Origin of the sequence: Lentzea californiensis, from assembly GCF_024648825.1 — a bacterium.
Taxonomy (GTDB): Bacteria; Actinomycetota; Actinomycetes; order Mycobacteriales; family Pseudonocardiaceae; genus Lentzea; species Lentzea californiensis.
Window position 1 is genome coordinate 32979 of record NZ_JANBBE010000006.1, and the last position, 12137, is coordinate 45115.

General features: G+C 69.9%; 13 protein-coding genes. 4 read left to right on the forward strand and 9 right to left on the reverse strand.

Annotation, left to right across the window (positions count from 1 at the left end):
* Window positions 1–110: 110 nt before the first annotated feature.
* Window positions 111–1301: a sensor histidine kinase gene (locus LX88_RS22130; RefSeq protein WP_258949709.1), complete on the forward strand. Its 1191-nt coding sequence runs from the start codon at window positions 111–113 to the stop codon at window positions 1299–1301.
* Complete coding sequence (locus LX88_RS22135) at window positions 1289–1960, forward strand: response regulator (RefSeq protein WP_258949710.1); 672 nt, start codon at window positions 1289–1291, stop codon at window positions 1958–1960. Before LX88_RS22130 ends, LX88_RS22135 begins: the two co-directional genes overlap by 13 nt.
* Before the next feature lie 33 nt (window positions 1961–1993).
* Here LX88_RS22135 and LX88_RS22140 read toward each other — a convergent pair whose 3' ends face one another.
* From LX88_RS22140 to LX88_RS22175, 8 genes are all read right to left on the reverse strand, one after another.
* On the reverse strand, window positions 1994–2296 hold the full coding sequence (locus LX88_RS22140) for a hypothetical protein (RefSeq protein WP_258949711.1): 303 nt from the start codon (window positions 2294–2296) through the stop codon (window positions 1994–1996).
* A 132-nt stretch (window positions 2297–2428) separates the two neighbouring features.
* Window positions 2429–2665: a hypothetical protein gene (locus LX88_RS22145; protein WP_258949712.1), complete on the reverse strand. Its 237-nt coding sequence runs from the start codon at window positions 2663–2665 to the stop codon at window positions 2429–2431.
* 308 nt (window positions 2666–2973) lie between these two features.
* Window positions 2974–3351, reverse strand: a complete 378-nt coding sequence (locus LX88_RS22150; RefSeq protein WP_258949713.1) for an STAS domain-containing protein — start codon at window positions 3349–3351, stop codon at window positions 2974–2976.
* 111 nt (window positions 3352–3462) lie between these two features.
* On the reverse strand, window positions 3463–4227 hold the full coding sequence (locus LX88_RS22155; protein WP_258949714.1) for an ABC transporter permease: 765 nt from the start codon (window positions 4225–4227) through the stop codon (window positions 3463–3465).
* Window positions 4224–5006 carry an ABC transporter ATP-binding protein gene (locus LX88_RS22160; RefSeq protein WP_258949715.1) on the reverse strand — a complete coding sequence of 261 codons (783 nt, stop codon included), beginning with the start codon at window positions 5004–5006 and terminating at the stop codon, window positions 4224–4226. Before LX88_RS22160 ends, LX88_RS22155 begins: the two co-directional genes overlap by 4 nt.
* A gap of 25 nt (window positions 5007–5031) precedes the next feature.
* Complete coding sequence (locus tag LX88_RS22165) at window positions 5032–6246, reverse strand: cytochrome P450 (RefSeq protein WP_258949716.1); 1215 nt, start codon at window positions 6244–6246, stop codon at window positions 5032–5034.
* A 102-nt stretch (window positions 6247–6348) separates the two neighbouring features.
* Window positions 6349–9489 (reverse strand): AfsR/SARP family transcriptional regulator, encoded by a 3141-nt coding sequence (locus tag LX88_RS22170; RefSeq protein ID WP_258949717.1) that lies wholly within the window; start codon window positions 9487–9489, stop codon window positions 6349–6351.
* 46 nt (window positions 9490–9535) lie between these two features.
* Window positions 9536–10357, reverse strand: coding sequence for a DUF4097 family beta strand repeat-containing protein (locus LX88_RS22175; protein ID WP_258949718.1), 822 nt, complete (start codon window positions 10355–10357; stop codon window positions 9536–9538).
* A gap of 207 nt (window positions 10358–10564) precedes the next feature.
* On the opposite strand from LX88_RS22175, the gene LX88_RS22180 reads away from it, so the two are divergent.
* Entirely contained in the window at window positions 10565–11329 is a 765-nt protein-coding gene (locus tag LX88_RS22180) for an esterase/lipase family protein (RefSeq protein WP_258949719.1), read from the forward strand.
* A 77-nt stretch (window positions 11330–11406) separates the two neighbouring features.
* Here the strand turns inward: LX88_RS22180 and LX88_RS22185 are convergent, their stop codons facing one another.
* Window positions 11407–11751: a hypothetical protein gene (locus tag LX88_RS22185; protein WP_258949720.1), complete on the reverse strand. Its 345-nt coding sequence runs from the start codon at window positions 11749–11751 to the stop codon at window positions 11407–11409.
* 85 nt (window positions 11752–11836) lie between these two features.
* Between LX88_RS22185 and LX88_RS22190 the strand changes: the two genes are divergently transcribed.
* Window positions 11837–12124: a DUF2188 domain-containing protein gene (locus LX88_RS22190; protein ID WP_258949721.1), complete on the forward strand. Its 288-nt coding sequence runs from the start codon at window positions 11837–11839 to the stop codon at window positions 12122–12124.
* The last annotated feature ends 13 nt before the right edge of the window (window positions 12125–12137 follow it).

Sequence of the window (12137 nt, forward strand, 5' to 3'; positions counted from 1 at the left end):
GAAGCCCTGCGCGACTCCCCGCGGAGACTCGATCGTCTCCACCCGGAGGTGGAGGCGATCGAGCCTTGCGACGGATCTGCGGCGTACCTCGCGCCATCTAGGCTTCGGGCATGCCGGAACTGCTGCGTGCGTGGTCCCGCGTCTGGCGCCACCTGCTCGCGGCAGCCGTCGGCGTGGTGGCGTGGGGCGCCATGACCGCCGTGGTGCTGTCCGTACCGCTGACCGCGGCACAGCAGGACGTCGTGGGCGCCGCGCTGGTGCTCGACCTCGTGCTGGGCGCGGTGACGTTCGCGCTACTCCTGCTGCGGCGGCGTCATCCCTTGGTCGTGGCATGCCTGACGAGCGCTGCTTGCGTCGTGTCGGTGACGAGCATGGGCCCGGCCGCGCTGGCCGTCGCCTCCATGGCCACGCGGCGGCAACGGGTGCCGGTCGCGGTCGTCGCGACCGTGTTCCTCGCGGGCTCGATAGTGTCCGAGTTCGTGTACCGGCCACGTTTTCTGTTCACCGAGGGCGGTGGCTTCGAGGCGACGAGCGGCGTCCTGCTCGGTGAGGTCTTCTTCGCCGCCGCCGTGGCCACCGGGTACTACGTCGCCGCCCGTCGCGACCTGGTCGGCTCGCTGCGTGAGCGGGCCCTCACCGCTGAGCGGGAGCAGGCGCTGGCCGCGAAGGTCGCCCGCGAGGCGGAGCGGAACCGGATCGCCCGGGAGATGCACGACGTGCTGGCGCACCGCATCTCGATGGTGGCGCTGCACGCCGGAGCACTCACCTACCGCGACGACCTCGACCGCGGGCAGACGGTGGAGGCGGCGCAGACCATCCAGGAGAACGCCCGGCTCGCGCTGGCCGAGCTCCGGGAGGTGCTGGGCGTCCTGCGGGCGGACGGGCCCGCGGGCATCTCCGCCGACGCTCCGCAGCCGACGCTCGCGCAGTTGCCGGCGCTGCTCGCCGACGCGCGGGAGGCCGGTTCGGCGGTTCGGCTCGACAGCGGGGAGCTGCTCGTGCACCGGTTCCCGGAAACCCTGTCTCGCACGGCTTTCCGGATCGTCCAGGAAGCTCTGACGAACGCCAGGAAGCACGCGCCCGGTGAGCCCGTCGTCGTACGGCTCACCGGTGCCGCCGGGGACGTGCTCGAAGTGGAGGTCCGCAACCCGCTGGCCGGCCGGACGAGCGCGGCGCCGTCGTCGGGAGTGGGGTTGCTGGGTCTAGCGGAGCGCGCCGAACTCGCCGGCGGAACCTTCGCTCACGGGCCACGACCGGACGGGTCGTTCGTCGTGACCGCGAGGCTGCCGTGGCAGAGCTGAACGTGGTGCGGCTCGTCGTCGTCGACGACGACCCGCTCGTGCGGGCAGGTCTGCGGATGATCCTGGGCGGTGCCGAGGACGTCGACGTGGTCGGCGAGGCGGCCGACGGGCGGGACGCGATCGACGTGGTCGTGCGCGAGCGACCGGACGTCGTCCTGATGGACATCCGGATGCCCGGGATGGACGGCCTGGCCGCCACCCGCCGGCTCCGCGACCGGGGATCGCCGGCCCGGGTCATCGTCCTGACCACGTTCGACACCGACGAGCTGGTCTTCACGGCGCTGCGTGAGGGAGCGGCGGGCTTCCTGCTGAAGGACACCAGGCCCGCCGACATCGTCGCCGCCGTGCGCCGCGTCGCGATCGGCGAGCCGATGCTCTCGCCGAGCGTCACCAGCCGGCTCATCGCCGTGGCCACCAGGCAGGGGGACGACTCCCGGCGTCACACGGCCCGCGCGCTCCTCGCCCGGCTCACGGACCGTGAACGCGAGGTCGCCACCGCGGTCGCCGAGGGTTTGACCAACGCCGAGATCGCCCTGTCCCTGCACCTCGGCCTTGCCACCGTGAAGACGCATGTCGGGAGCGTGTTCGCGAAGCTGGAGGTCACCAACCGCGTCCAGGTCTCCCGGTGCGTGCACGACGCCGGACGGGTGCCCGAGTAGGGCACCTGAGGCCCGTCCCGCTCGTAAGGCGGGTCAGCGCTCTGAGTCGTCCTCGTGGAAGTGCTCACCCTCGATGTCGGGGTTCACGCACGGTCCGGAGTCGTTGTTCGAAAGGACCGGCACCGCGATGACGTTCACGTCGACGTGGCAGACGTTGATGTCACTGAGCAGTTCGGCGTCCTGCAAGTTGACCAGACTCACCTGGTGGGTGTGGTCGTACTTCGAGGCGAGGTCCGTCGTGTCGTCGATGGCGTCGCCCTGCGTCGCGAAAGCGGGCGTGCCCATCATCAGAAAACCCGCGCCCACAGCAGCCGCGGCAAAAGCCTTCTTCAACATGACGATTTTCCCCTCACGAACCAGTCGTTCGATCTGCGCGTGCTACGAAGGAGGAACGGAGCCAGGCACCCCTGCCGGACTCCGCTCCCCGGTCTGCGGACGGCGCGCCGTCACAACGGGCGCCGCCTCACGTCACTTGTCGTCGGGGTTGGCGCACAGGCCGCTGTCGTTGTCCGACAGCACCGGCACCGCGATGACGTTGACGTCGATGAAGCAGGCGTTCAGGTCGCTGACGACCTCGGAGTCCTCCAGGTTGGCAATGCCGACCTGGTCCGTGATGTCCAGCTCGGGGGCGTCAGCCATCGCGGTGGAACCGAAACCGAGAAAAGCGCCCGCGATAGCGACGGCCGCCCCTGCCTTCTTCAGCACAAAAATCTCCTCTGTTGATTCTTTACGGAAAGGAAGTGTCGGCATTGCACACGTTCCGCAAGTCCGCCAAGACCGTATCCAAACGATCAAAGAGTCACCAAATCGTCCACCGCGCTCCAACGCGGCCGAGACGGCTCGGACCACACTTTCGAGTGGCATCTCAATTGCGCGGTTCAGCTTTGTTCTGGCGGATGATCAGGCCAAATAGGAAGGCAACGATTTCGCATCCCGCTATCGGGTGAATGTGACCCGCACGCATGCTGAGGCCGGCCGGGCTCGACGCACCGCGTCAAGCCCGGCCGAACCCACTAGCCCGGCTTGCGTTCCTCCTGGATCGCCTTCACGGCCTCGTCCACCGACTGGGCCACCGGTAGCACCTGGGTCAGGGCACTGGCCATCAACGGCCGCGCGGCCGCCACCGCGGTGGCCACGATGGCGAACCCCACTTCCTCGCGCTGTGCCCGTGCGTGCAGCTCCAGCAGCATCGACAAGGCGGACGAGCCCATGAACTCCACGGCCAGCTCCACCACCAGGCCGTCCGGCTTCTTGGCCAGGTGGTCGAACAGGGCCGTCCCGACTCCGTCCACGCTGACCATGTCGAGTTCGCCGCTGATGACAGCGACCAGCACGCCGCCATGATCGCTGGTCTGCACGCCGGCCACCGCTGCCGTCTCGCCTGTAGTCACTGAACACCTCACTTGAAGATCCCCGACCGTTGTCCTGCCGCCGATATTACGAACCACGACGCCAGACGGCAGGACACAGCGGTTCCCCGGCGTTCCGGCGAGGCCGGGCCGTCAGGAGATCTTGCGGCGGTAGGTGATCGTGGCGAGGACGTAACCGACGACGAGGATGCCGGCGCACCAGGCGAGTGCGATCCAGATGCCGGTGCCGACCGGCTGCTCCGTGTACAGGGCGCGGAGGGCGTTGACGATGGACGTCACCGGCTGGTTCTCGGCGAAGGCGCGCACCGGGCCGGGCATGGTGTCGGTGGGCACGAAGGCCGAGCTGAGGAACGGCAGGAAGATGAGCGGGTAGGAGAACGCGCTCGCGCCGTCGACGGACTTCGCGGTGAGACCGGGGATGACGGCGAGCCAGGTCAGCGCCAGGGTGAACAGGACCAGGATGCCGGCGACCGCGAGCCACGCCAGTGGTCCCGCCCCCGAGCGGAAGCCCATGAGCAGGGCGACGAGCACGACGACCACGAGCGAGAGCAGGTTGGCGACCAGCGAGGTCAGCACGTGCGCCCACAGCACGGACGACCGTGCGATCGGCATGGACTGGAACCGCTCGAAGATGCCGCTCTGCATGTCCATGAAGAGCCGGAACGCGGTGTAGGCGATGCCGGAGGCGACCGTGATGAGCAGGATGCCGGGCAGCAGGTAGTTCACGTACGAGTCCGAACCGGTCTGGATCGCGCCACCGAACACGTAGACGAACATCAGCATCATGGCGATCGGCGTGATGACGGTCGTGAGGATGGTGTCCAGGCTTCGCGTGATGTGACGCAGAGACCGTCCCAGAAGGACGGTCGTGTCGACGAAGAAGTGCTTGGTCGTCATCGCGCCTCTCTCGGCGTCGTGTCCTTGCGGGCACCGACCAGTGCGAGGAAGACTTCCTCGAGGGTCGGTTGTTTCTCGACGTATTCGAGTTCAGCGGGCGGCAGCAGCTGCTTCAGTTCGGCGAGGGTGCCGTTCACGATGATCCGGCCCTCGTGCAGGATCGCGATCCGGTCGGCGAGTTGTTCGGCCTCGTCCAGGTGCTGCGTCGTGAGCAGCACCGTCGTGCCCTGGCCGGCGAGTTCCCGGACGGCCTGCCACACCTCGAGGCGTCCTTCGGGGTCGAGCCCGGTCGTCGGCTCGTCGAGGAAGATGACCGGCGGGTTCCCGACGAGGCTCATCGCGATGTCGAGGCGGCGGCGCATGCCGCCCGAGTAGGTCGACACCCTCCGTGCGGCCGCGTCGGTCAGTGAGAACCGGGCCAGCAGCTCGTCCGCGATCTCGCCGGGGCCTTGGAGGTGCCGCAGCCGGGCGACGAGCACGAGGTTCTCCCGGCCGCTGAGGATGTCGTCGACGGCGGCGAACTGCCCGGTGAGGCTGATGGACTCCCGAACGTTCGCGGCCTGCCCTGTGACGTCGAAGCCGTTGACGTCGGCGGTCCCCGCGTCGGCTTTCAGCAGGGTGGAGAGGATCTTCACGACCGTGGTCTTGCCTGCGCCGTTCGAGCCGAGCAGCGCGAAGATGCTGCCCCGTGCCACGTCGAAGTCCACGCCGCGCAGTACGTTCAGCGTCTTGTACGACTTCTCCAGGCCCTGCACTCGGATCGCGGGTGGTGCTGTCATGGGACGCTCCTGAGTGGACGGTGGGTCAGACCCAGGTGACCGGGAGTTCGTGGACGCCGTAGATGTGCATGTCGGTCCTGAGCCTGACGTCGCCGGCGGGAACAGCGAGCCGCAAGGCCGGGAAGCGTCGCAGCAGTCCCTCGAAGCCGGCGCGCATCTCGATGCGGGCCAGCTGCTGGCCGAGGCACTGGTGGACGCCGTGCCCGAAGGCGACCTGGCCGCGGACCTTGCGGTGCACGTCCAGGACGTCCGGGTGCTCGAACCGTTGCGGGTCGCGGTTCGCGGCCAGCAGCGAGACGACGACGGTGGAGCCGGCGGGGATGGTCTCGCCGCCGAGTTCGACGTCCTCCGTGGCGTAGCGGTAGAAGATGTCGGCCACGGACAGGTAGCGCATGAGCTCCTCGACCGCGTCGGGGAGCAGTTCCGGCTTCTCCCGCAGTTCCGCCAGTTCCGCGGGGTGCTCCAGCAGGGCGAACGTGCCCAGCGCCAGCATGTTCGCGGTGGTCTCATGCCCCGCGAGCAGCAGCAGGAAAGCCATCCCGGACAGTTCCTCGACGGTGAGGTCCTCGTCGCGGGCGAGGTCGGACAGGACGTCCTCACCGGGGTCGGCGCGCTTGCCCGTGACCAGCTCGGCGAGGTAGCCGAACATGGCACCGATCGCGGCGATCTTGTCCTCGAGCTTGATGTCCCTTTCCATGAACTTCGAGGAGTTGGCCTGGAAGGTCTCGCGGTCCGCGTACGGAACGCCGAGCAGTTCGCAGATCACCAGTGACGGCACCGGAAGCGCGAACTCGCGAACCAGGTCGACCGGCGGGGTCAGGCGGGCCAGTTCGTCCAGCTGCCGCTCGGTGATCGCGATGATGCCCTCTTCGAGCTGCTTCATCCGCTTGACCGTGAACGCGCCGGTCAGCTTGCGGCGCAACCGGGTGTGGTCCGGCGGGTCCATGCTGATGAACAGGCCCGGCGTCTGCGGGGACGGCTCGGTCGCCCCCGGCATGCCGGGCGTCTCGAACGGCACGTGGAGGACGCCGATGTCCTGGCGGTTGCTGAACCTGGTGTCGGCCATGACCTGGCGCACCGCGTCGTACCCGGTGACCAGCCAGCCCTCGTGACCGTCCGGGAACAGCATGGGGCTGACGGGCCGGGCCCCGCGCACGGCGGTGATCTGGCTGGGCGGGTCGAACGGGCCCGCGTCGCGCTCCATCGGCAGGCCTTGCAGGACGGAAGCCGTGTGGCTCATCGGATCCCCTTCGTGGTGGTTGTCGCCACCACGATCACCGGGAGTCCGGACACGGGACTGTCACGGCGCTGACACGGGCCGTGCCCGTGTCAGCCCGGCCTGTCAGGAAGCGAGTGTGACCGCCACCAGGTCACTCCAGCTCGTCTGCGCACCCACCTGGGCCGCCTCGTCGAACGCCGCGTCGCCGAGGCGGCTTCGCGCCGCCCGCTCGATCCGGTCCACGTCGAGGTGTGAGCAGTCCGGTAGTCCGCGCACGGCGGTGCTCGCCGCGAGCAGCCGGGCGGCCTGCTCGTGCTGGTCGCGGCGCAGTGCCAGGTCCGCGACCGCGACGAGCACCTGCGCGATCGTGGGCGCGTACCCCACCTCGGCCGCCGCCTGGCACGCACCCGCGAGGAACTCCCGCGCCTCGTCGAGGTCGTCGGTCAGGTAGCCGAACAGCGTGTGCGTCGCGGCGCGGATGCTCACCTGGTCCGCCTCGGCGCCCCACACGGTGGTCGCGACGCGGAGTTGTTCGTACACCGCCTCGGCGTCGCCGCTCCACCGGGCGAGCTCGGCCTTCGCGAGAGCCAGCATGGCGAGCGCGTCCGGCCAGGTGACGCCTTCCGCGCACCGCCCGGCCTCGGCCATGGCGCCCGCGCTCGCGTCCTTGTCGCCCATCAGCCAGTACAGCTGGGCCTGTCGCGCGCGCATCCGGATGACGTCGTCGACGGCACCGATCTCGCTGATGACCGCGATCGCCTCTTCGTAGTGCTCACACGCCTCGGCGAACTCGCCGCGCGTGGCGATCCGGTCCGCCAGCTCGGTCAGGGCGAACGAGATCCCGAACCGTTCGCCGAGCACCCGGAACTCGACGAGCGCCTCCTCCAGGTACTGATCCGCCTCCGGCCCGTCTCGGCCGACCGCGACCCGCATCTTCCCGAGGTGCAGCCGGCCTATCGCACGCACCCAGGGATCTTCGCTGTCCAGCGCCATCTCCCACGCGGACGGAGCGCTGTCCGGCTCCCGCAGCATGCGTTCCAGCGAGGCGACCAGTCCCAGCATCGGGGGGCGGACCTGAAGGCGCTGGTAGAGCTCGTAAGCCTGGTGGATCCACCCGGCGGCCTGGCGTTCGTCACCCAGCCCGGAACTCAGGAACGTCACGACGAGGCCGTACACCCATGCCCGGATCTCGTCGGGCACCTCTCCCGGCGTCTCGGTGGCCGCGAGGATCAGTTCCAGGCCCTCTGCCTTGTGCCCGACGAGCCACCAGTACCAGCCGGCGCCCGCCGCCAGGCTCATCGCCGCATGTGCTTCACCGGCCGCGAGCGCACCCCGCATCGCGGCACTGATGTTGTCGTGCTCGGCACTCAGTGCGGCGAGCCAGGTCAGCTGCTCGGCGCGGAGCAGGTGCGGAGCCGCTGTCTCGGCGAGCTCGGTGAAGAAGGCGAGGTGCGTCCGCCGAGCAGGCTCCGACTCCCCCGCCTCGGCGAGCCGGTGCGCGGCGTACTCCTTGATCGTGCCGAGCATCCGGTACCGAGGTGCGCCCTCGTCACCGACGACCAGCAGCGACTTCTCGGTCAGCGAGGTGAGCAGGTCCAGGACCTCGTGCTCCTCGACGGCCTCGTCCGCGCAGACCCTCTCGGCCGCCTCCAGGCTCGCCCCGCCGGCGAACACCGCGAGCCTGCGCAGCACCACCCGTTCGGCGTCGGTCAGCAGCTCCCAGCTCCAGTCGACCATCGCGCGCAACGTCCGGTGGCGGGGCAACGCGGTGCGGCTGCCTCCGGTCAGCAGGCGGAACCGGTCGTCGAGCCGAGCGGCCAGCTGGTCGACGGACATGGTGCGCAACCTGGCCGCGGCCAGTTCGATCGCGAGCGGCATCCCGTCCAGCGCCCGGCAGACGCGCGTCATCGTCGCCACCGTGCCGGCGTCGGCCACGAGGTCGGTGCGCACGGCGGCCGCTCGTTCCCGCAGCAGTCGGACCGCCGCCGGCAGGTGCAGCGGCGCGACTGACCACAACGCCTCACCGGTGATGCCGAGCGGCTCCCTGCTGGTCGCCAGGATCCGCAGCTTCCGGCACTCCCCCAGCAGCCGATGGGCGAACGCCGCCGCCGACTCGATCACGTGCTCGCAGTTGTCCAGGACCAGCAGCGCCTCGCGCTCGCGGATCGCGGAGATCAGCCGCTCCAGCGGCTCCGCGCTCGTCGCTTCGCCGAGCAGCGCGTCTCGAAGGCCGAGTGCGGCGAGCGTCGACTGCGCCACCGCGTTCTTCCCGGCCTGCTGCCCTTCGGGCCCACCTTCCTTGCTCTCAGCGCCGACGGGGGCGAGCTCCACCAGCCACACCCCGTCCGGCAGGTCGCCGAGCAGCACGCGTGCGGTTTCCGTTGCCAGCCTCGTCTTCCCCGAGCCTCCCGGTCCGATCAGGGTGGTCAGGCGGTGGCCGGCGACCAGCTCGCGCACCGCGGTGACATCGGCGTCCTTGCCGATGTAGCTGGTCAGCTCGGCACGCAGGTTGGTCCTGCGGTTCTCCTCACGCCGGCCGATCTCGCCGCGCAGCAACGCGACGTGCAGCGCGGACAGCTCCGGTGAGGGGTCGACGCCCAGCTCGTCGGCCAGGGCTTCCCTGGTGCGCTGGTACGCGAGAAGCGCCTCGCTGTTGCGGCCCGCCGCGACGAGTGCGCGCATCAGCGCGACGACGAGTTTCTCCCGCACGGGATGCGCGGCCACCAGGTCGGTCAGTTCGCCGACCAGCTCCGCGCCACGACCCAGCCCGAGCTCCGCGTCGAACCGGTCCTCCACCGCGGTCAGGCGCAGCCCTTCGAGCCGGGTGGCCGCGGCGTCGAACGCATCGCTGTCCTGCAGACCGACGTCCTGCAAGGCCGGGCCACGCCACAACCCGAGAGCATCACGCAGCCGCTGGACCCGCAGCGATCCCTCGTCGGCACGAGCACCGGCGCCGAGGCGTTCGAACCGCACCGCGTCCACGGCGTCGGGATCCACCGCCAGGCGGTACCCGTCCGTCAGCCCTTCGACCGACAGGTCCGGCAGCGCCTTGCGCAGCCGGGAGACCAGGCGTTGCAAGGCATTCGCCGCGTCGGCGGGTGGGTTCTCGCCCCAGATCCAGTCGACGAGCGCCGCCTTCGGAACCACGCGACCCGGTTGGAGCGCGAGGGCGATCAGCAGCGCACGCAGCCGTGCACCTGGCACGTCCGCGAGAGTGCCATCGTCCGCGCGAACCTCGAACGGTCCCAGAATCGCGATTTGCACCTGCCCGATCCTGCCACGGCTGACTGGCAGTTCCCTGACAGCGGACTCAGGCGGCAACGCGGCGGACGACGATGTCGTCGAGCCGGGTGCGGGCGTGAACCCTGACCTCGGGGTCGTCCTGCGTGAACACCGTGCTGCGCACCGAACCCTTCGTGCTCTTCGCGTCGACCTCGGCGGGAGTGCCCTCGCTGACACCGATCTCGATGCCACCGGAGGCGTTCATCGCCTCCACCCGGCCGCGCGTGACCCGTCCGATCCGGATAGGACACCCCGCCGCCCTGGCGGTGACGCCGCCGTCGGCCCGGCCGATGTCGAAGCTGCCGTTCGAGCCGCCCAGATCGACGTCGGAGCGGGCGTGGCCGATCCAGACCTTCCCGGTCGTGCCCCGGTACCTGATGACGCCCTCGACCTCACCGATCCGCACGTCGGCCGAGCTGCCCTCGATCTCGGCGGACCCGGTGACGTGCCCGACCGCGAGCCCGCCCACCCCGAGGGTGCCCCGCAGCGCGGTGACGCGGTCGAGCCGGACCTGCCCCGACCCGATGTTGACCTCGCAGTCACCGAGCACGCCGTCGGCCCGCACCTCCGTCCACGCGGTGTTGAGGACCAGGCTGGAACCGGCCGGCAGTGCGATCGTGATGGCGACGGAGCCGTTCTGGTCCCCCGACTTGGTCGTCTTGACCGCCAGCACGCCGCCGGCGAAGTCGACCTTGGTCTTCTCGGCGACCCTCACGTCCTTCGAGTTCGTGCTGTCGACGGGCTCGACCCGCACCACCGTGTCCGCCCGCTCGCCGGCGGCGATCCGCACACGGGCACCCGCGGCGGTCAGCGTGGCGGTGATGGGGCCGGGCGTGGTGAACGTGGGCATCTCGTGTCTCCCCTGCTGGCCTCGCGGTCGTCGTGACCACGTTCGCCGGCAGGCCGGACACAGGGCTGTCACGGCCCTGACACCGCGCTGCGGTAGAGGAACGACGCCGGCTGCGCTCCGGCTCGGAAACGTGATGAAGCTCCGCGTTTACCCGTGTTCATCCGGGTTAGTTCTTCTGCACCCGAACGGATGAGCGGAGCAATGACCATGAGTTCTGGTGACCTGCGATCACTGGCACGTGAGCACGTCGCGGTCGCCGCGCTCACGATCCCCCGCCTGCTGCGCCATCCGGTGTGGCGCAAGGCGAACCCTCACGAGGGCGCTGGTCTGGGCGTGGTGCTGGTACCTGGGTTCGGTGCGAGCGACCTCAGCCTCACGTTCGCCAGCACCTGGTTGCGCGACCGCGGTTACGAGCCGACCGGCGCCGGTGTCGGGTTCAACGTGGGGTGCACGTCCGAGTTGGTGGACCGCGTCGAGCGTCGCCTGGAGGAGCACGCCGAGGCCACCGGGGGCCCGGTGGTGCTGCTGGGACAGAGTCGTGGCGGCGGGCTCGCCCGGCTCGCGGCGGTACGCCGGCCCGACCTCGTGTGCGGTCTGGTGATGCTGGGCAGCCCGGTGCTGGACCCCCTGGGTGCCCATCCCCACGTGCTGCTCGCCGCCAAGGCACTGGCCAGGCTGTCCGCGATCGGCGTGCCCGGCCTCATGAACGCCGAGTGCCTCTCGGGTACCTGCTTCGAGGACAACGTCACGTCGGCCAACGAGCCACTGCCCTCCGGCATGCCCGCGGTGTCGGTGTATTCCAAATCAGATGGCATCGTGCCGTGGCAGCTGTGCCTCGACCCCTCCGCGGAGTGCGTCGAGGTGCACAGCACCCACACCGGCATGGGCGTCGACCCGGACGTCTACCTCGCTCTGCGGCCGCGCCTGGCCAGGTGGGCCGCCGAGCGGTACGACCTGCGCGCCACCGGATGACGAGCGACTCCTCCGGACGGCCGGCGAGGTCGCCGGTCACGTCCGCGGCGGCCGGAAGACCGTGATGCCTCGCGGAATCAACCGTCGGCGGGCTCCTGCCGTACCAAGAGCCCGCGGACGGTGAGCACCGTCGACTCAGGACTCTCCGGCAGGACGAACTCGACGTCGACCGGCCCGTCGTCCCAGCGCAGCGGTTCCCGTGCGGCCAGGCAGATCTCACCACCCGGCTGGGTGATCGTCGCGGCATCTCGCTCCAGCACGACCGTTCCGCCGTCCTCGGCACCACCTGCGTCCGGGAGCTCGGCGACCAACCGGATTCCGGCGGCCTGCGTGCCGTCACAGTCCCCGGCGAAGTCGAGGACCATCGTCTTCGACCGCAGCGTCACTTCGGCGCCTTCGGCGTGGCAGCGAGTTCTGGTCATGCGTCAGCCGTACCCGTCGACGTCACGGCCAAACTTCGGACTGGGCCGGAAGAGTGCGGCCAACGGCCGGCGAATGATCCATCAGGTGTCGAAGTTCTGGTTCCCGGGCATCCCGGGCCCCACAACGACGAGTGAGGAGACCGTGATGAAGGGTGACGTCGAGACCTACCACGAGAACGGGACCTGGAAGACCAAGGTCGAGGGCAACTCGCAGGCCTCCAGCACCCACGACACCAAGGACGAGGCGATCTCGAAGGGACGCGAGATGGCTGTCGAACGCGGCGTCGAGCACATCATCCGCAAGCTGGACGGCACGATCGGCGAGCGGAACACCTATCCGCGCAGCCGGGACCCGCGGGACGTCTCCGGCTGATCGCGGTGCCGGA